This is a genomic window from Psychrobacter immobilis (assembly GCF_904846175.1).
In the GTDB taxonomy this organism is placed as follows: domain Bacteria; phylum Pseudomonadota; class Gammaproteobacteria; order Pseudomonadales; family Moraxellaceae; genus Psychrobacter; species Psychrobacter immobilis_E.
The window spans coordinates 375,622-395,871 of sequence record NZ_CAJGZM010000003.1 but is presented as its reverse complement, the minus strand read 5'-3'; the positions used below and the strand labels follow the sequence as shown (position 1 = coordinate 395,871).

Annotated in this window: 15 protein-coding genes and 1 tRNA gene; 3 read left to right on the top strand and 13 right to left on the bottom strand. The window is 42.3% G+C overall.

Going from position 1 to position 20,250, the window contains the following annotated elements; genetic code table 11:
- Positions 1–114 precede the first annotated feature (114 nt).
- Positions 115–1,353 carry an argininosuccinate synthase gene (locus tag JMW39_RS06300; protein WP_201544888.1) on the bottom strand — a complete coding sequence of 413 codons (1,239 nt, stop codon included), beginning with the start codon at positions 1,351–1,353 and terminating at the stop codon, positions 115–117.
- A gap of 397 nt (positions 1,354–1,750) precedes the next feature.
- Here JMW39_RS06300 and pyrC point away from each other — a divergent pair, with 397 nt between their 5' ends.
- The 3 genes from pyrC (at position 1,751) to JMW39_RS06285 (ending at position 4,435) form a co-directional block, all read left to right on the top strand.
- Entirely contained in the window at positions 1,751–2,821 is a 1,071-nt protein-coding gene (gene pyrC, locus JMW39_RS06295; RefSeq protein ID WP_201544994.1) for a dihydroorotase, read from the top strand.
- Positions 2,822–3,139: 318 nt separating this feature from the next.
- The gene (rnt, locus tag JMW39_RS06290) at positions 3,140–3,898 is read left to right on the top strand and encodes a ribonuclease T (protein WP_201544886.1); all 759 of its coding nucleotides are present in this window, start codon (positions 3,140–3,142) and stop codon (positions 3,896–3,898) included.
- Between the two features lie 461 nt (positions 3,899–4,359).
- Positions 4,360–4,435 (top strand) — tRNA-Glu (locus JMW39_RS06285).
- A gap of 243 nt (positions 4,436–4,678) precedes the next feature.
- Here JMW39_RS06285 and JMW39_RS06280 read toward each other — a convergent pair.
- The 12 genes from JMW39_RS06280 to JMW39_RS06225 form a co-directional block, all read right to left on the bottom strand.
- Positions 4,679–5,302 carry a BLUF domain-containing protein gene (locus JMW39_RS06280; RefSeq protein ID WP_201544884.1) on the bottom strand — a complete coding sequence of 208 codons (624 nt, stop codon included), beginning with the start codon at positions 5,300–5,302 and terminating at the stop codon, positions 4,679–4,681.
- A 422-nt stretch (positions 5,303–5,724) separates the two neighbouring features.
- On the bottom strand, positions 5,725–6,516 hold the full coding sequence (locus tag JMW39_RS06275) for an IspD/TarI family cytidylyltransferase (protein ID WP_227679433.1): 792 nt from the start codon (positions 6,514–6,516) through the stop codon (positions 5,725–5,727).
- Positions 6,517–6,631: 115 nt separating this feature from the next.
- Positions 6,632–6,940 carry an FtsB family cell division protein gene (locus JMW39_RS06270; protein WP_201544882.1) on the bottom strand — a complete coding sequence of 103 codons (309 nt, stop codon included), beginning with the start codon at positions 6,938–6,940 and terminating at the stop codon, positions 6,632–6,634.
- A gap of 134 nt (positions 6,941–7,074) precedes the next feature.
- Positions 7,075–8,391 carry a phosphopyruvate hydratase gene (gene eno / locus JMW39_RS06265; protein WP_201544880.1) on the bottom strand — a complete coding sequence of 439 codons (1,317 nt, stop codon included), beginning with the start codon at positions 8,389–8,391 and terminating at the stop codon, positions 7,075–7,077.
- Between the two features lie 331 nt (positions 8,392–8,722).
- Positions 8,723–11,071 (bottom strand): heavy metal translocating P-type ATPase, encoded by a 2,349-nt coding sequence (locus JMW39_RS06260; protein ID WP_201544878.1) that lies wholly within the window; start codon positions 11,069–11,071, stop codon positions 8,723–8,725.
- A 350-nt stretch (positions 11,072–11,421) separates the two neighbouring features.
- A complete protein-coding gene (locus tag JMW39_RS06255) occupies positions 11,422–11,646 on the bottom strand; it encodes a heavy-metal-associated domain-containing protein (RefSeq protein WP_201544876.1) in 225 nt (74 codons plus the stop codon).
- 230 nt (positions 11,647–11,876) lie between these two features.
- Positions 11,877–12,131: a hypothetical protein gene (locus JMW39_RS06250; protein ID WP_201544874.1), complete on the bottom strand. Its 255-nt coding sequence runs from the start codon at positions 12,129–12,131 to the stop codon at positions 11,877–11,879.
- A 27-nt stretch (positions 12,132–12,158) separates the two neighbouring features.
- Positions 12,159–13,034, bottom strand: coding sequence for a 3-deoxy-8-phosphooctulonate synthase (gene kdsA, locus JMW39_RS06245; protein ID WP_201544873.1), 876 nt, complete (start codon positions 13,032–13,034; stop codon positions 12,159–12,161).
- 259 nt (positions 13,035–13,293) lie between these two features.
- Positions 13,294–14,928: a CTP synthase gene (locus JMW39_RS06240; RefSeq protein WP_201544872.1), complete on the bottom strand. Its 1,635-nt coding sequence runs from the start codon at positions 14,926–14,928 to the stop codon at positions 13,294–13,296.
- A gap of 155 nt (positions 14,929–15,083) precedes the next feature.
- Positions 15,084–15,839, bottom strand: coding sequence for a hypothetical protein (locus JMW39_RS06235; protein ID WP_227679432.1), 756 nt, complete (start codon positions 15,837–15,839; stop codon positions 15,084–15,086).
- 223 nt (positions 15,840–16,062) lie between these two features.
- Entirely contained in the window at positions 16,063–17,142 is a 1,080-nt protein-coding gene (locus tag JMW39_RS06230) for a porin (RefSeq protein ID WP_201544870.1), read from the bottom strand.
- A gap of 548 nt (positions 17,143–17,690) precedes the next feature.
- A complete protein-coding gene (locus tag JMW39_RS06225; protein WP_201544869.1) occupies positions 17,691–19,889 on the bottom strand; it encodes a malate synthase G in 2,199 nt (732 codons plus the stop codon).
- Positions 19,890–20,250 lie beyond the last annotated feature (361 nt).

The following is a 20,250-nucleotide window of genomic DNA, read 5'->3' as shown; positions in this document are numbered from 1 at the left end:
CATCAAAAAATAGTCGAACCAACCTGCAAAAAAAGACCCAAAAAAAAGGCGCTATCTTAATAGCACCTTTTCTACTTATATGTTTTTATTCATGCTTTATCTAGCAAGACCTGCTTACTTCGATAAATCACGACCACGGCTGGCTTCAATCGCCAAACGTAGACCATTTAAACGAATGAAGCCTTCGGCGTCTTTTTGATCATAGGCGCCCGCATCATCTTCAAAAGTTGCAATTTTTTCATCAAACAATGAATCATCTGATTTACGACCAACAACGCTTACGTTTCCTTTGTATAATTTTACGCGTACCGTACCATTGACATATTCTTGTGATTTATCAATCAACGCTTGTAGCATCATACGCTCAGGGCTAAACCAATAGCCGTTATAGATAATTTTTGCGTAACGTGGCATCAGTTCATCTTTTAGATGCGCCGCTTCACGGTCAAGCGTTAATGATTCGATACCGCGATGTGCTTTCAGCATAATAGTACCAGCTGGGGTCTCGTAGCAGCCGCGTGACTTCATACCAACATAACGGTTTTCAACGATATCTAAACGACCAATACCATGCTTGCCACCAATTTCATTCAATTTAATCATAATCTCGAAAGGCTTTAGCTTTTCACCATCAATAGCAACGATGTCGCCTTTTTCATACTCTAGTTCTAGATATTGCGCTTCATCAGGTGCTTCTTCTGGGCTGACTGACCAGCGCCACATATCATCTTCTGCTTCGGCGTATGGGTCTTCTAAGATACCCCCTTCATAAGAGATATGCAGTAAGTTGGCGTCCATTGAATACGGAGATTTGGTCTTATTGCCGGCATAGTCGATGGCAATATTATGTTCTTTAGCATAGTCCATCAAGCTTTCACGGCTCGATAAATCCCACTCACGCCATGGCGCAATTGTGACTACATCAGGAGATAAGGCAACGGCACCAAGCTCAAAACGTACTTGGTCATTACCTTTACCGGTCGCACCATGACTGATGGCATCGGCATTATGTTCTTTAGCAATTTCAACCAAGCGCTTAGCGATTAATGGACGCGCGATAGAAGTACCTAACAAATACTCGCCTTCATAGATAGCATTGGCGCGGAACATTGGGAACACATAGTCACGAGCAAACTCTTCGCGTAAGTCTTCGATATGGATATGTTTGATGCCCATCGCTTCAGCTTTGGCGCGCGCCGGCTCAACTTCTTCACCTTGACCAATGTCAGCGGTGAAAGTAATCACTTCTGCATCATAGGTTTCTTGTAGCCATCTGGCGATAATTGAGGTGTCAAGACCACCCGAATATGCCAAGACGATTTTATTAATAGTTTTTGGATCAAGCTGAGCCATGAAGAACTCCTAATATAAGAATTTATTGTCGAATACATTTAATGGGACGTAAAATGCGAATGAGGGGATGAAATCAATAAAAGACAGATTGCCTACTCAGTGTACATCATATTTACTAACGGCAAAAGTGGCACGGCTATCAGCCACTGGGTTTTCCCTTATATTTGGGGTTAATTCTAGAAATAGACTTATTTAAAATAGCAGACAACTTAATCAACCCTCATTTCTAACGACACTCTTAAAACTCTAGCTAAAGTTAATCAGATAAAAATCGCTTATCATTTATGTACAGATATTTCGCCGCATATTTAGTCAAGTAGGCAAATCTGTTATGATAGCAGCACAGCAAGACTGCCCCTTCACTCCCGTATATGACAATATAGAGCGCGATGACACCATGACCGATTCGATTAGAGAATTAACCATCCTGCAGCCAGATGATTGGCATATTCATTTGCGCGATGATAAAGCGTTAGCAACCACCGTTGCTCATGCCGCCCAAAGCTTTAACCGCGTTATCTGTATGCCAAACCTTGTGCCACCAGTTAAAAATATCGATGATGCTCATGCTTACCGTGCGCGTATCATTCAGCAGCTAGAAGCAAGTGATTTAAGTGCTGAGCGTAAAGCGGCGTTTGACCCACGCATGACCTTGTATCTCACCGACCATACCACCGCACAAGATATCGAAATGGCAGCAAAATCAGGTATCGTCCAAGCGGTCAAGCTTTACCCAGCGGGTGCAACGACCAACTCTACTGATGGCGTCACCGATATCAATGCCCGCGTCGATATCTTTGAAGCCTTAGAAAAATACAATCTACCTTTACTACTCCATGGTGAAGTGACTCACGACCATGTCGATATTTTCGACCGTGAAAAGCGCTTTTTAGATGAAGTGTTGGCGCAAATCATCGTCAAATTTCCGACTATGAAGATTGTACTAGAACATATAACCACCAGTGATGCCGCTGACTTTGTCTTAGAACAAGGCAACCAAGTTGCTGCTACGATTACGCCGCAGCATTTGATGTTTAACCGCAATCATTTATTGGTCGGTGGGATTAAGCCGCATTTTTATTGCTTGCCTATTTTGAAGCGTGAAAGCCATCAAAAAGTATTGTTAGATGTCGCCACTAGTGGCAATCCAAAATTCTTTTTAGGCACAGACTCTGCGCCTCATGCAACGGACGCGAAAGAATCTGCTTGCGGTTGTGCGGGTTGTTATAGCGCCGCTACTGCACTACCGCTATACGCCACCGCTTTTGATAGTGTCGGTAAAATAGACAAGTTAGAAGGGTTTGCGAGCCGCTTTGGCGCTCAATTCTATGGCTTACCGGTACACGAGAGCACCATTACTTTGATAAATACGCCGATGCAAGTACCAACCGACTATCCTTACTTTGATGGTTCGTCGTTAACGCCATTAATGGCTGGTGAGATGTTACCTTGGTCGATTAAAGCCTAATAGCCACGACGTAAAACTGCCTACGTCTCTATTATCTATAAAATAAACATAGCGCTACTGGTATAAATTTTGCACAGCCTCTGGAGTGCGAAGCGCACAGCAAGCAAGGAAAACTTATACCAGTAGCGTATTATAATATTTGTACTTATTTTATTTAGGGCTATATCCTATGATAGACAATGCGCTTCTGCTAAAAGGCAACTTCATTAGCAAAGGCAATACTCCTATCATAGGATATTTATTTTTTAGCGATTTTTAACTTAATTTTTACCTCAATTCAATGCCACAGCACGACTGATAAAAGCGATTTAACTTGATATGACCATTCAAAACGATACCGCCCTACCTGAAGACAAGACAAACAATCCTAGCAAAGTGCCAGATACGATCGATAGCAACACAGACGAACAAGCACCGATGACCTTAAAAGAACGTTTTCGTAAGTTCCTGCCTGTGGTCGTCGATGTTGAAACGGCTGGTTTTAATGCGCAAACTGACGCCTTATTAGAGATTGCCTGTATTCCTGTGCTATTAAATGAGCAGGGCGTGTTTTATCCGGGTGAGGCACTGAACGCTCATATCGAACCTTTTGAAGGGGCGAATCTCGAGCCGAGTGCGCTTGCCTTTACTGGCATTGATCCAAATAATCCATTACGTAAAGCCATTGCTGAAGATGAAAAAACGGCGCTACGCCGTATTTTTAAAGGTTTAAAAGAATTACGCCGCGCTGAAGACTGCCGCCAATGCGTTTTGATTGGACACAATGCGCATTTTGACTTAGCATTTTTAAATGCGGCAGTACTGCGCACCAATAGCAAAAGCCACAACCCGTTTCATAATTTCTCAGTCTTTGATACCGTGACACTGTCGGCCTTGGCATTTGGACAAACAGTATTAGCACGGGCTTGTAAGGCCGCTGGACTTGATTTTGATGGCAATGATGCGCATTCAGCGCTCTATGATACCCAAAAGACCGCTGAGCTGTTTTGTCATATCCTGAACAGCTACCCTATGCTGGCTAATGCGATGCATAGCGAACCTGAGTCTACCGAAGTAGCTACTGAAAATAATCAATAAATTCTTTATTACAGATTATGTATTGTTCATCATGAATAATAGTGGTACTTGTAAGGTTTACTAACTTTAACCGTTCTATTTAAAAGTATAATTTAACCCTTTATAAACGCGCTATAAAAATAATGGGTCAAATCTATAGATGGTTTGAGTTACCTACTGTGCTTTAAGCGCCCTTGATAGGCGCTTAAAGCTTAATAAAAGGGACTTTATTATGGAACCACAGTTTAAGTTATGGGCAACCATCATCGGTTATATGCTGCTGGCATTAACCATTAGTACTTGTACATCGTTATGGATTCGGTATCATTTAAAGCGTAATGACCTACATCCACGCCGCGCCCTCAAAAAAAGATATTTAATTTTAAAAAGACGTAGAAAAAGGCTTGACAGTAGACACGGACGCTATTAGAATACGCACCACTTCAACATAAATGGTGAAAGCAGTTGAAGCGTTGTTACTAGTCCCCATCGTCTAGAGGCCTAGGACACCGCCCTTTCACGGCGGTAACGGGGGTTCGAATCCCCCTGGGGACGCCACTATTTGGCGTCACTTATTAGCAAGTTTGCTATAAAGCATCTATAAGACTAATAAGCGTACCATCAAAAAGCCCATTCACATTTTTGTGAGTGGGCTTTTTTTATGCCTGTTTATTTTTTAGAATTTTATATAAAAGCTTTTACGCATCAAAATAAAGCATTCTAAAGTAGTTTTATGACAGCAAAAAGCCAGCAATTTATGCTGGCCTTTTAAATATATACGCGCTAATTATTTAAAACAGCTTACCAAATTTTATCTGCTAGCATCAACCAAAGTAGCGCCAATACAATCAAGCCGCCTAGTACAGTCTGTATCAGGAAAAAGGCTTGGTGCTGTCCCACTACTTTGCCCAAGGTTACCCCGAGGGTATTATATTTTATCGGCTGGGTATCAAGCTCACCGCTTCTTTCTTGGTCTTCATAATAACCTTGCAGAATATCTAAAAACTGCTGCCATTCATTGTTGTCCCACATATTGGGCTTAAACGGCATAAAAGTTTTAAGCTTAGGTTCATTCATCATCCAACGCTCGAGGGTAATCGAACGTAGTGACCAACCAGCAAAACGGCGCTCAGCGATGGCTGAAAAATCCAATATTTTTAACTCTTTATGTCGATCATCTACCAATAAGCGGTTTTTTAGATTGGTTAATGCTTGTTCGGAGCCTTCCACACATTGCAAAAAGTAGCCATTGCCGTAGCAAAGGATACCCGTAATATTATCGGCTTTATTATGCTTAATGGCGACTTCTGCGATGTCGTTAAGCGTACTCGCACTTGCAAGACCAGTCGACGTAATGTGGCTCAGATATACAAACTGGCAGAGATCTGGCGTTACTGGATTTGTCCAATCATTGACTGTTGACAATCAGCTTCTCCCTATTTTCAGGTAAATGTAGCTAAGACAACCATACTAACTTTAGAAAAAATAGAGCAACAAGGCATTCAAAGGTAACAAATTGGCTTGTTATATTATTGATTTATAAATGTTTATATTAATTGTATTAAGTTGGTTACATCATAGGCTAATTTCGTCATCAAAGCAATATATGTTTATCTTAAGCCTCTACTTATTAATGCTAAGCTATGCTTTAAAATTATTTATATGCAAAATATGACATGAATATATCTTCCTAGAATAAGCCCTTTAAAATTTTTAGACACATAACCGCAAAAAACGGACGCAGTGAATTTGAAGCGCTCGATTTAAATATCGAGAACAGAAAGGTTTATAAAAATAGTTATATTAGAAAATAAGAAATGATAAGTGCTGTAAAGTTTTTAGGACAGTTAGGATTGGGCGCTAAGAATCGCTGTGAGCAAAATAGCGTCGTCAGGATAAGTCAGTTTGATATTTTGGCGGCTGCCAGACACTAAGCGAATCGGCATTTCTAAATGCTCAAATGCACTGGCTTCATCAGTGATAGCAAGCTGATGCTCAGCAACATACGTTAATACTCGCTGCAACTGATCGAGGCGAAAGACTTGCGGGGTTTGTGCCTGCCACATATTACTGCGGTCAATAGTACGTCTAGCATAAGAATATGAGCTACTGTTAACGGTAGATTTAACAGTAGCAGGCTCGTTTACAGGGTTAGATTGAGTGGTAGAGTGTGCATAAGACTGTTTAAGAGTATCCGCCACTGGTGTAGCAAGAATAGCGCCATAAGGCTCTAGCATCGCCGCTTCAATAACTTTATTAATATCTTGTTGAGGCACCGCCGGACGCGCCGCATCATGAATGAGTACCAAGTCCGAATCCTCAGCCCCTGACTGAAGAATGGCTTCTACCCCTGCTTGTACCGATTGCCAACGCTCAACGCCGCCAATAGCATATTCTATAGGTAGTGCAAAATTAAGCGTTTGTGCTGTATTATCATCCGCTGCTATAACGAGTAAGCACTGATTAATATACGCGCTACAAGCAAGCCGCGCGACGCTATGCTGTAACAAGGTCTGTCCTTGTAGCATGGTATATTGCTTGGCAATAGAGGTACCAAAACGACTGCCACGACCCGCAGCGACAATCATGGCATGTATTTTAGGTGTGGTATTCATAGGGCGGTTTTGAATAGTACTCATGGGCGGATTCCATGATGATATGACTGGATTGGATAGAAAGGAATCTTAAAAAGAATAGTAATTTAAATACAAGCAGAACAACTATAGATAACCGTTTATTTTGCAATAGTTAAAATCAATAACGACTATGCGTCGTAGGTGCCGTTGATACTTGTACAAAGGTTTCATTTGGCTTAATCAAGCCTAAGTCTAAACGCGCGTGTTCTTCTACCGCTTCAAGACCGGTCTTTAGGTCATGAACATCAGTGCGTAGCAAGTTATTTGCCGATACTTGATTGTCATTTAAACGTTGTTGCTCATCAATATGTGTCAGCAATTTATTATGCTCAAACTGTCCATTTTCACCCAGCCAATACTGATATTGCAGTCCTAACAGTACAGCGACCGCTAAAGCAAGTAAGATAAATTGGCTAAAGTATTTCATAAATTGATTACGCCAAATGATGGAGAGATAATAATTAAAATCGAAAATTAGATGAACTTATCAGGCGCTATATCATCATCTGAATGACAATATAGCACTTAGTTTTAAACCCAACTTATTAGCGCTTCAGCTGATTAGCCACGTAGACCGATAAACTCTTCACGGCCACGGTAGCTTGCGCGAACTTGTTGTTCGATACGTAGTAGTTGATTGTATTTCGCAACGCGGTCTGAGCGGCATAGTGAGCCAGTTTTTATTTGACCTGCTGCTGTACCTACTGCCAAGTCAGCAATGGTGCTGTCTTCAGTTTCACCTGAACGATGTGAGATAATCGTCGCGTAGCCATTTTTCTTCGCCAGATAAATCGCATCTAGGGTTTCTGATAAGGTACCAATTTGGTTAAATTTAATCAAAATCGCATTGGCAATTTTTTTATCGATACCTTCTTGCAAAATAGTAGGGTTGGTCACAAACAAATCATCGCCAACCAACTGGACTTTATCACCAATCTGCTCAGTCAAATACTTCCAGCCATCCCAATCTGACTCATCAAGACCGTCTTCGATAGAGATAATAGGATATTGACGCGTTAAGCCAACGAGATAGTCAGAGAAACCTTGGCTATCAAAGGACTTATTACCCTCGCCTGCCAAGATATATTGACCATCTTTATAAAATTCGCTAGCCGCACAATCTAGGGCAAGATGAATGTCTTCGCCTGCTTTATAGCCGACTTGCTCAATCGCTTGCATGATAACGGTGATAGCTTCTTCGTTGCTACGCAGGTTTGGTGCAAAACCACCTTCATCACCGACGGCTGTATTCAAGCCTTGCGATTTTAGGACAGATTTTAAGCTGTGGAAAATCTCTGTACCCGCACGCAGCGCTTCTGAGAAGCTAGTAAAACCAACAGGCTCAATCATAAACTCTTGGATATCAACGGTGTTATCCGCGTGCTCACCACCATTGATGATATTCATCATGGGTACAGGCATCGTCAATGACGTCTGATTGCGTAAGTTTGCGATATATTGATGTAGTGGCAGACTTTGTGACTTGGCAGCAGCTTTTGCCGTTGCAAGAGACACAGCCAATATTGCATTTGCGCCAAGGTTGTCTTTGTTTTCTGTACCATCGAGCGCAATCATAGCGTCATCAATGGCTTGCTGCTCAGTGACGTCTTTATCCATCAGCGCACTGCGAATCTGGCTATTGACGTTGGCAACGGCTTTTTTGACGCCTTTACCCATGTAGCGATCTTTGTCGCCATCACGCAGCTCAAGCGCTTCACGTGAGCCTGTTGACGCGCCACTTGGTGCAGCAGCACGTCCAACCGTGCCGTCAGCTAAGATGACATCAGCTTCAATCGTTGGGTTACCGCGCGAGTCTAAAATTTCACGAGCGCGAATGTCTTTAATTGCGGCGACGTTGGTGGTTTCTTCAGCGTACATAATGTCTGTTAATTCCTTTGGTCATGCCAAGTTTGTGGGATAAATAACGGCAACTAGAATACAAAAAAGATAAAGCGAAATATCGTATAGCACTTATAGCAAAACCAGCCTTACCTATTCATATCATTGGCCAGTTTTATGCATTATTAAAGGTTTATCTAATAATTTAAGTGTCAGCTATAGTGCTTGGCATCATAGCATAAATTTTGCCACACTTCCCTTATCTTACACCAACTTGCGCCCATAAAATTCAATATGGACAGCAATATCAGCCATTGAAGATGAGTTTTAACCCCTATTAACAATGACGATATGACAGGTGATTTAGTATTTATACTTTTGTTAAACGCTCGCTGTCAGTATGAGAATTAGATACAGTATTATTTAGCTCAACCTTGGTTTTAAATCGCGTTAAACGTAGGGCATTCATCAATACTGAGATAGAGCTGAGCGCCATTGCAGCAGCGGCAATCATAGGGTTTAAAAAACCAAAAGCGGCAAGCGGAATACCAAGGCAATTATAAATAAAAGCAAAGAATAGATTCTGCTTGATATTACGCACTGTTGCATTCGCAATTTTTTGCGCCGCATCGATATGCATCAGCGACTCACCCATCAAGCGCGCAGAGGCACTATGCTGGGCGACATCCGTACCTTCAAACATGGCAAAACTGGCATCAGCGGTTGCCATTGCTGGCGCATCGTTGACGCCGTCACCTGCCATCGCCACTTTGTGACCAGCTGTTTGCAACAGGGCAATTTGGCTCGCCTTATCACGTGGGCTCATTTTACCGTACGCTTGTTCGATACCTAGCTGACCTGCCACATGATCAACGACCGACTGCTTATCACCACTCATCAAGATGACATTGATACCCGCATCCTGTAGTGCGGTAATGGCTTGCGGCGTGTCATCTTTTAAATCGTCAGCTAAGGCAAACGCGCCCAAAGCTTCATCGTTGATACTAATGGCTACGGTACTGGCAATTTGCCATACTTTTGGCATCAGTTTTGGCAGCATTAAATGAGCAAACTCCGCAGTACCAACCTTTACCACACCTAAGCCTTCGATATTTGCTTGTATGCCCGCACCTTTGATGACACTGATATCAGTCACAGTCATCAACGGCAAGTTTCGTTCAGTAGCCGCGTTAATCAATGCCGTCGCTAAAGGATGGCTAGCATGCGCTTCAACGCTTGCGGCTATTTGTAAGACATCATCAACCGCAAGTGACTTATCCACCATGACCTGATCGACGATAGTAGGCTTACCAATGGTTAAAGTACCCGTTTTATCGAGTACCACTGTATCAATATTGCCTGCCGCCTCTAAGCTTTGCGCATCTTTAAACCAAACGCCATGACGCGCGGCGACGCCCATACCAGCCATGATAGCAGCTGGCGTTGCTAAACCAAGCGCACAAGGGCAAGCAATGACCAATACCGACACCGCATGCATCAAGGCGGTATCGACCATACCCGTGAGCCACCACGTCAGCCCAAATGTGACCAAGGCAATTGTCACCACTACTGGGACAAAAATAGCCGTCACTCTATCAGCAAGGCGCGCTAAATTAGCTTTTGAGCCTTGCGCATCGCTGAGCGCTTGTACCATATCACCGAGCTTGGTATCGCTACCTTTAGCACTGACACGATATAGCAAGCTGCCATTTTCAACGAGAGCGCCTGCTAGCAGTCCCTCACCTACTTCTTTTTTAAGTGGTACGGACTCGCCGGTTAAATGACTTTCCACACACCAGCCACTACCATCGATAACGACACCATCGGTGGCGACACGGCTGCCTTGTTTAGCACGCAGGATATCGCCTACTTGCACATCCTGTAGCGCGACATTATGAAAATCGCCATTTGGCTGTTGCTGCTCGACTTCATCAGGCGTTAAGGACAATAATAAATCGATACTGTTTAAGCTGTGCTTTTTGGTGCGCTCTTCAAGATATTTACCCGTACGCACAAAAGCAATAACCATCACGCCGGCTTCAAAGTAAACGGCTGGTCCGTGTCCGCCTGCATGCCCGCTTTGCAATAAGCTGCTTAACGTGCCATCGCCATGGGTCAACCATAGATAGGTCGAATATGCCCAAATGGTTACCGTACCAATGACCACCAATACGTCCATATTGGCAAGACCACCTTTGATAGATGCCCAAGCGCTTTTATAAAAAGGTAACGCCAATCCAAATTGTACAATCGTCGCTAAGATAAATTGAATCCAAACCGGTGGCATCCACGCCATACCTTGTCCGACAAGCATGCCAGCCATACCGACCAAAAACGGCAGCAAACACACCCACAATCCAATCAAACGCCACGGATATTCAGTTGCCGTATCTTCATCCGACTTAGCAAACAAACTATCGGCTGCCTGCAAATTGGCCACGAAACCGGTTTTATTTACCCATTCTGTGACTTGTTCAGGCGTGGTTTGCGTCGGATCATAATCGACATTGGCGGTCTCGCCAGCGAAGTTGACATTTACCTCATACACCGCTGGCTTCTTATTAAGGACTTTCTCGATTCGAGACGCACAAGCCTGACACGTCATCCCTTCAATCGCCAGTTGCAGATGGGCACGCTCGGGCGTCAGCGGCGTATTTGACTGAATATCAGTTTCAACTTCATAGGATTGCTCGGTGTCGGTACGGGTAGCATCATTCATAAATAAAACTCGTTATTACATTATTACGTTATTGCGCGTTATAGCGTTTATAAATTCGTTTGAGCTAACAGAAGCGCTCAATGGATAGCAAATCTAAATCAAACAGTCCAGTCATAAAAAAACATACAATTAGTCTACGTTTTAGACTGTTTAACACTTCTACGATTTTATTCCTACAAAACTTAAATGGTCATGATTAGCAGCAATTCAACATTCATTTATCTGCTAGCAAGCGGGCTTGTTAATAAATACAAGCTAGGAAAATAAAGTATATTCTCATACCGCTAGCGATATTTTAGCCATTAAAAAACCAGCCATGATAGCCGGTTCTGGGATAAATACGAATAATATTAAGCCTTGGCAACGGTGGCATCAAAGCCTGCATCGTCGATAGCCGTTGCAATAGCTTCGGCGCTGGTCTTGCTGTCATCAAAGGTGACGGTCGCTTGGTTGTCTGCCAGCTCGATACTGATATCATCTAAACCATCAATATCAGCGGTAGCATTATGGATGCTTGCCACACAGCCACCACAAGTCATGCCGTCAATTTTAATAATACGTGTTTGGTTTGCCATGAGAGGATCCTTATTTTTGTAACTGAGTTTTTATTAATGAGTATTTTTATCATTTAAATAAACTGCTTTTATAGTTTTTTAAATTATACAGCACTTATAAATGCAGGTTATCACTAGCATAAGCCGAATTGAGACGAACAACAAGTTTGGTTGCTTGTATCTTTATGAAATCACTTTATTAATATGAAATCAATTTATTAAAGTGCTTTCATATTATCAGTGCTTCACAGCTAATCATGGTAACGTGGGTTTTGCGGGGCATCGATAGGAAACGGCTGGGTAACGTAATCAACCATACTAATTGCCGCGACAAAAGCATGGATGGTCGTTTGCGTATCATCATAATGAATGAATGCCATTTTATTCTCAGGCTCTAGCTCAATTTCAGTGACACCAGTAATGTTTTTTAGCGCCGTCATAACGCTCTCAAGCCCTTCGGTATCATCGATATTTTCAATACTTACTTGTGCAACTTTAATCGCCATGGTCCTCTCCTCTTATCATTTATAGCATTAATGCGTATCTAATACCTCAAAGCCTTTGACCAACTCATCGATCTGCTTCAGCTGACGTAAGAACGGCTCTAGTTGACTCATACGTAGTGCACATGGGCCATCACATTTCGCATTTTCTGGGTTTGGATGCGCCTCTAAAAATAACCCTGCCAATCCGGTTGCCATCCCTGCGCGTGCAAGGGTTGTGATTTGCTCACGGCGGCCTCCAGCACTATCACTACGTGCACCCGGCTGCTGCAAACTATGCGTTACATCAAAAAACACAGGAATATTCATTTGCTTCATGGTATCAAAACCCAGCATATCGACGACCAGATTATTATAACCAAAGGCGCTACCACGCTCACAAAGGATAAGCTTATCGTTGCCACCTTCAAGGCATTTATTAACAATATGAAGCATCTCATGTGGCGCTAAAAACTGTGCTTTTTTGATATTAATAATCGCATCGGTCTTTGCCATCGCGTGCACTAAGTCAGTCTGACGTGACAAAAACGCAGGAAGCTGGATAATGTCGGCAACTTCAGCGACAGGCGCTGCTTGATACGGCTCATGTACATCAGTGATGATCGGCACTTGGAATTTTTCTTTAATTTGACCTAGCCAATCGATACCTTGCTCTAATCCCGGGCCACGATACGAGTGCAAGCTTGAACGGTTGGCTTTATCAAAGCTGGCTTTAAATACATAGCCGATGCCCAAACGCTGGCATATCTCAACATGCTGCTCAGCAATTTCAAACGCCAACTCTTTGGACTCTAAGACATTCATACCACCGAATAGTACAAACGGTTGGTCATTACCAATATTAATCGTATTGCCATTTGGCGTATTAAGCTTGATATGTGATTGCGCCGTTAATAAATTTTCCATGAAGTGGTGACCCTCGTTATTGTTATTTACTGTCGTTATCAACAGTTATTATTAATATGACTTTTTTATATTGTAACCGATAGCCCAATGAAAAAAAGTATCTAAGCGTAATTACATCTCACTGATATTGTAGATTAATTAATAATAAAAGCGCTATGGATAGAAACAGCTATTAAAAAACAGCTAAATAAAGTCCAAAAAAAAGACCAATCCGAAGATCAGTCTTTTTTATAATTATTAAGCTGTTGTAAGATAACGATTATTTATTATCACTATAGATTCTTGCAGCTTTTACAAAGCTGTTAAACAATGGATGACCACCGCGTGGCGAGCTGGTAAATTCAGGATGGAACTGTACCGCGATAAACCAAGGATGGTTAGGAATCTCAACCGACTCAACCAAATGCTGCTTGGCAGAATAACCGGATATATTCATACCTGCTTGCTCTAATGGCTCGATATAGCGATTGTTCATCTCATAACGATGGCGATGACGCTCAGTGATATTGGTTGAGCCATAGATTTGGGCAAGTTTACTACCAGCAACCAGTTCCGCTTGCTGCGCGCCTAAACGCATGGTACCACCAAGATCTGAATCATCGCTACGAATCTGCAATTCGCCGCGCTCATCTAACCATTCGGTAATCAAACCAATAATAGGCTCAGCCGCCGTGCGCTGGAACTCAGAAGAATTGGCATCGATGTGTAGCACATTACGCGCATATTCAATCACAGCCAGTTGCATACCAAGGCAGATGCCTAGATACGGTACGTTGTTTTCACGCGCATAAGTAATGGCTTTCATCTTGCCATTGGTACCACGTTCACCAAACCCACCTGGTACTAAAATAGCATCGGCATCGTTAAGACGAGCAAATAACGCATCATCCGTTTCTAACAGCTCAGCATCGATATAGTCGATTTTGACATCGGCTTTATGGGTAATACCAGCGTGTAACAAAGCTTCGTTGATAGACTTATAAGCATCAGGCAATTCAACATACTTACCAACCATCGCTACTGTTACCGTCGCTTCAGGATTGAGCTGTGCTTCGACTACTTTATCCCAATCGCTCAAATCCGCTTCTGGCAAATCAAGACCAAAACGCTCACAGATTAAGTCATCAAGATCTTGCTCATGCAGGGTACGCGGTATTTGATAAATACTTTGCGCATCTTCACACATGATAACCGCACGCTCTTCGACGTTGGTAAATAGTGCAATCTTCCGGCGGTTGTCTTGTGAGATATGGTGATCAGAGCGGCAGATTAAAATATCAGGCTGCAGACCGATAGAGCGTAGCTCTTTCACTGAATGCTGAGTAGGCTTGGTTTTGGTTTCACCCGCACTCGCGATATAAGGTACTAGCGTTAAATGCATCAGCATGGCGCGATTGCGGCCAAGCTCTACTTGCATTTGGCGTACGGCTTCCATAAAGGGAAGTGATTCGATATCACCAACCGTACCGCCAATCTCGATAATAGCGATGTCATAGCCTTCGCCACTGGCAAGGATTTTGCTTTTGATTTCATCAGTGATATGCGGAATCACCTGCACCGTACCGCCCAAATATTCACCGCGGCGCTCTTTATTCAAAACGTTTTGATAGATACGACCACTAGTGAAGTTGTTGCTCTTACTCATCTTTGAATGGCGTAAAAAACGCTCATAGTAGCCCAAATCTAAATCGGTCTCAGCACCATCTTCGGTCACGAACACTTCACCGTGCTGGAACGGGCTCATCGTACCTGGATCGACGTTGATATACGGATCCATTTTGGTCATGGTCACGTTTACGCCACGCGCTTCTAAGACCGCTGCAAGGGAAGCTGCGGTAATACCTTTTCCTAGTGAGGACACTACCCCACCGGTCACAAATATAAACTTGGTCATAGTACTCTGTCGGTAATTGGTAAAGAAGGATTCTACTAAAAATACGCCACAAAATATAGGGCAAAAGCGCAAACTATATTAAATTTCGGCGATATTATACGCTTATAGGCTTTTAGTATATTCAACTAACTGATATAAATTCATTCAGAGCGCCTTTAATGAGACTTAGCACTGGCTCTATGTTTAAATACTACTAGACAGACAATTATAAAGACGAGCAATGCTGCCGACGCTCCAAAACGGCTTAATGCTAGACCGCCATGATCAATAGGTTTGTCCAAAAAGTCTCCTAACACTGCTCCTAATGGTCTAGTAAGAATAAAAGCTGACCAAAACAGTAGTGTTCTAGATATCTTTGTCCAAAAATATGCTCCTGCGATTATCGCCAATAAGCTGCCAAATATGATAGCGCTCGTAGTATAGCCCATGCCTTTGCTATCTGCTACCCAATCTCCAAGTGCGGTACCTAATGTTTGAGAGAACATTATTGTCGTCCAATAAAACATCTCAGCCTTAGGTGACACAATACTATCAACGCTGATACTGCCCATAGTTTTTCGCCAAACTACTAAGCATAGAATTAGCATTACAAATAATAGCGATGCTCCACCAGCATAGCCAATCCCTAGAGAGCGATCAACAAAATCTGCAATAGTAGTTCCAAGGGTCGTTGTCGCGACAATAGTACCCCAATAGAGCCATTTATTAAACTGCTTCGCTTTGATTTGTGTGGCGACTGCGATGGCAAATATGACGGCAAATATTGCTGTACTTACGATATACCCCAAGTTCAACGACATGGATAATGCGTCGCCCGCTGTTTCGCCTAAAGTGGTGGCTGCTATTTTGATTATCCAAAATAATAACGTGACCTCTGGTACTTTTACTAATGCTTGCTTTACAGTAGCCATGTGATTATCTGATATGAGTTTGTCCATTTTTCTGCCTCTTTAAGTCATTACTTCAGTTTAACCACCTTAATTAATAAATTCACTTTATAAACAACACTGATATTAGAAAGCCAACTTATTAAACAGTAGCACTAAAGCCGTTAAGAAAGCATCAAGATGCACAAAAAAAGGCCTATCAATTTTGATAGGCCTTTTTTTATATTTTTACTTTATACCAAGAAATTTAGAACTTGTATTCTAGACCAGTACCAACTACGAATACTTCAGCATCGCCTCTTACATTATTGTAGATAAAGTCACCGTAACTATTTTTAACACCACTATTATAGGCATGGTTAACATTATCTGCTTTGTTCATACCAGCATAAGCATGAGCAATGATGTTGTCTTTATAGAAGTACTTGCCACCAACCACGATCTGATTTGTATCAGCGTCATTAAAACCCTCTAGGTTGTCAGTTTTGTTGTACTGAGCATAGACAGAAGCTGGACGAGCAAAGTTAGTTAAAGCCATTTCGCCACTGATTACTAAACCTTTCTCTTTAGAAGAGCCACCATCGTAATCAGCTACTTGATATAGCGCACCTAACGTTACTGGAGCAGCCATATATTTACCTAGATCAACAGTTGCAGTACCACGGATGATATCACCAACGATATTTTGATCTTTGTCATACGCTAGGCCAGCAGTGAAGCCCGTACCTTGATCAAACATAGCAGCAACACCAAAGCCTGCATTATCATTACCACGTGCATCATCAGAGCTATACATTGCAGATAACTGTAATGGAAGACCGTCATACTTAGGTGCAGTCCAAATGATTGAACTTGGGATACGGTTACTATCAGCCATGTTCAGAGCTTGAACAAGGTCATCATCATTGTTAGTCTTACCTAAGTTATCAAAGTAACCTTGGTTCACAACAACGTTGTCAATACGAGCTAGACTTGATTGGTTTTTACCAACACGGAACTCACCGAATTGTTTGTTGTTTACGCCAAGATATGTATCACGGTTAGTGAAACCATTGCTATCACCATCAATCTTTGTGCCGTATTCTAACTGATAAATTACATCAGTATTAGCAGTCATAGCTTCAGAGCCCTTAAGACCGATACGTGAAGCATGAGAGTTGATTTCAACCGTATCTTCGTTGTACTGCCTTGTACTAGGAGCATATGCATCAAAATCGGCATTAACATAGTCCATAGCAACGAAAGCTTTACCATAAACAGTCGGAGCGGCGTTGGCTGCAGATACAGATAGGGCAGCGATTGCTGTAGCTAAAAGTAGTTTTTTCATGGGGGTATCTCCACTTTACAATTTTAGTAATGAGCGAGCTATTATTAGCCGGTGCCCAATATGGTATCGTCACAAATCCTCAAAGATATAATGTGTAACTGGCTACCGAGATTAGTCAGAAACAAGTGTGGCGAAGTTCTATTACCGTAAGATGAAAAAAACCATGACTTACATAACTGGGATCAAAATCGTAACTGCCATGTAAACGTTGGTCTTTATCGCTCTGTTGCGTAACATCCGTTACCAAACTCATACTTCGAGTACAAGCATAACAACTTTGACATAATTTGCAACATATTTTTAAGTGTTTAATGACGAAATATTTTCAAACCCATGCCCAATATAAGGTTTAGCCAATCTTTAATTAGGGACAAAAAAAACACCCCTATTCGCTATAGGCAAATAAGGGCTGCACTGATAAATATCAGTAATAATACTATAAACAATCTTTGAAAGGCGCAGTAAGACCTAGGCAATAAAGGGCTACTTATGCATTGATAAGTAGCCCTTTAGTAAAGTTTATTAATCAACCATATAGCTAGGTTATTTTAGCAATTGGCTTTTAAATCAAGGCGTGCTTGGTGCAACAATGGCTCGGTGTAACCACTTGGCTGCTCACGACCTTTAAAGACCAAATCACAGGCGGCTTTGAAGGCATAAGAGTGCTCAAGGTTGTTAGCCATTGTCTGATAGCCATTATCGTCAGCATTTTGCTCATCGACGACCTTTGCCATGCGCTTCATGGTTTCCATGACTTGCTCTTCACTCACCACGCCATGATGTAACCAGTTAGCGATATGCTGGCTTGATATACGCAATGTCGCACGGTCTTCCATGAGACCTACATCATTGATATCTGGTACTTTAGAACAACCAACGCCTTGGTTTACCCAGCGTACGACATAACCTAAGATACCCTGAGCGTTATTGTCTAGCTCTTGCTGCTTCTCTTCATCTGTCCAATTGGTATTTTTCGCTAATGGAATAGTCAGAATATCATCTAAACTGGCACGCGCGCGTGATTTTAGCTTGTCTTGCACCTCAGCGACATTTACCTCATGGTAATGCATGCTGTGCAAAGTAGCGCCCGTTGGTGATGGTACCCATGCTGTGCTAGCACCTGCTTTTGGATGAGCGGCTTTGGTTTCCATCATCTCTTTCATTTCATCAGGCTTCGCCCACATGCCTTTACCAATCTGAGCGTGACCTTGTAGACCCGTCTCTAAACCGATATCGACGTTCCACTGCTCATAAGCTGGCTGCCATGCTTGCGACTTCATATCACCTTTTCGCACAAAAGGTCCAGCGTTCATGCTGGTATGCATCTCATCACCGGTACGGTCTAAGAAGCCAGTATTGATAAAGATAACACGCTCTTTGGCTTGGCGAATGGCTTCTTTTAGGTTGACCGTCATACGGCGTTCTTCGTCCATAATACCGATTTTAAGGGTATTACGTTCTAAGCCCAATAAGTCCTCTGAGGCATTGAACAAATCATTGGCCATTTTGACTTCTTCAGGACCATGCATTTTTGGTTTAACAATATACATTGAACCTTTGCGCGAGTTTGATAGCTGGTTTTTACCTTTAAGATCGTTTAAAGACAATAGCGGTGTAATCAAACCATCCATTAATCCTTCAAAAATCTCTTCTTGACCATTACCCAAATCGACTAAGATCGCAGGATTTTGCATCAAGTGACCAACGTTACGAATTAATAGTAGCGAACGACCTGGTAAGGTAAGTGTACCGCCATCTGGTTTGGTGTATTCACGGTCTGGATTTTGTTTACGCGTACGGGTTTTGCCACCTTTTTCAAAGGTTTCTTGCAAGTCGCCATTCATCAAACCGAACCAGTTGCGATAGACTTCTACTTTTTCTTCAGCATCAACCGCAGCGATTGAATCTTCACAATCTTGAATTGCTGTAATGGCTGATTCTAGTAGTACATCTTTGATGTTCGCAGGATCGTCTTTACCGACTGGATGGCTGCCATCGATTTGAATCTCAGCGTGGAGGTTATTATTCTTTAATAAGATACCGGTTGGGCTTTCAGCCTCACCCACAAAACCCGCAAATTGAGCAGCATCTTTTAATTGAGCGCTGCTATCGCCTTGTACTACTTCAAGCTTGCCATTGACAACTTTGAAGCCAGTGGCATCGTTGTATGATCCTGATGCTAAGGCAAAGTTTTCATCTAAGAATTTTTTGGCATACGCCACGACAGCTGCGCCGCGAATTGGGTTATACCCACCTTTTGCTTCTTGACCATTTTCATCGCTAATCACGTCTGTGCCATACAAGGCATCATATAGGCTGCCCCAACGAGCGTTGGTCGCGTTCAATGCATAGCGCGCGTTGCGTACTGGTACGACTAACTGCGGGCCTGCGATATGGGCAATCTCGTCGTCGACGTTTTGGGTACTAACTTTGAAATCATCGCCTTCTGGTAACAGATAGCTAATTTCTTGCAAAAATGCTTTATAAGCTGGATAATCAATATCGCCATTTTTGGTAGGATTATCGAGATGCCACTGATCAATCTGGGCTTGAATTTTGTCACGAGTCGCCAGCAGCGCTTTATTACGCGGCGTAAATTCCTTAATGACCTTTTCAAAACCTGACCAGTAACTGTCTGAATCTACACCGACTTTCGGCAGCACTTCATTTTCAATAAAATCGAACATCTGCTTATCGATGGCAAGAATGCCCTTTTGAATACGATTGGCGTTAGAAGACTGGCTCATATTGTTATCCTTATCTGTTCGTGAAGTGTGTTAATCCCGGGTACTACTATCGGAGTTAAGATCTAAGTTGCTACTATTTAGACCAGTTCTGAGCAAATGCTAAGGCAATAAACCTTACTTTTTGCGATAGCATGGATAGTTGATATAATGCTGAGTATCAACTATTCACTAGCAATTAATAGTAAGACAGAATGTCCCAAAAGCAAAATCTCATCCTACTATCAAATAATGAAATAAACAAGGAAACATCATTCACAAAGTAAATACTTAGGCTGTATATAAATGATACTCTATAAGATGTATGGCTTTAGATGCCGTAAATGGCTTGCTTAAGCATAATAATTGAAATGATGTATAAACG

Coding starts and splice junctions, on each gene's coding strand:
- JMW39_RS06300 (WP_201544888.1), bottom strand. CDS start 1,353: ATGGCTCAGCTTGATCCAAAAACTATTAATAAAATCGTCTTGGCATAT.
- pyrC (WP_201544994.1), top strand. CDS start 1,751: ATGACCGATTCGATTAGAGAATTAACCATCCTGCAGCCAGATGATTGG.
- rnt (WP_201544886.1), top strand. CDS start 3,140: ATGACCATTCAAAACGATACCGCCCTACCTGAAGACAAGACAAACAAT.
- JMW39_RS06275 (WP_227679433.1), bottom strand. CDS start 6,516: ATGAGTACTATTCAAAACCGCCCTATGAATACCACACCTAAAATACAT.
- JMW39_RS06270 (WP_201544882.1), bottom strand. CDS start 6,940: ATGAAATACTTTAGCCAATTTATCTTACTTGCTTTAGCGGTCGCTGTA.
- eno (WP_201544880.1), bottom strand. CDS start 8,391: ATGTACGCTGAAGAAACCACCAACGTCGCCGCAATTAAAGACATTCGC.
- JMW39_RS06260 (WP_201544878.1), bottom strand. CDS start 11,071: ATGAATGATGCTACCCGTACCGACACCGAGCAATCCTATGAAGTTGAA.
- JMW39_RS06255 (WP_201544876.1), bottom strand. CDS start 11,646: ATGGCAAACCAAACACGTATTATTAAAATTGACGGCATGACTTGTGGT.
- JMW39_RS06250 (WP_201544874.1), bottom strand. CDS start 12,131: ATGGCGATTAAAGTTGCACAAGTAAGTATTGAAAATATCGATGATACC.
- kdsA (WP_201544873.1), bottom strand. CDS start 13,034: ATGGAAAATTTATTAACGGCGCAATCACATATCAAGCTTAATACGCCA.
- JMW39_RS06240 (WP_201544872.1), bottom strand. CDS start 14,928: ATGACCAAGTTTATATTTGTGACCGGTGGGGTAGTGTCCTCACTAGGA.
- JMW39_RS06235 (WP_227679432.1), bottom strand. CDS start 15,839: ATGGCTACTGTAAAGCAAGCATTAGTAAAAGTACCAGAGGTCACGTTA.
- JMW39_RS06230 (WP_201544870.1), bottom strand. CDS start 17,142: ATGAAAAAACTACTTTTAGCTACAGCAATCGCTGCCCTATCTGTATCT.
- JMW39_RS06225 (WP_201544869.1), bottom strand. CDS start 19,889: ATGAGCCAGTCTTCTAACGCCAATCGTATTCAAAAGGGCATTCTTGCC.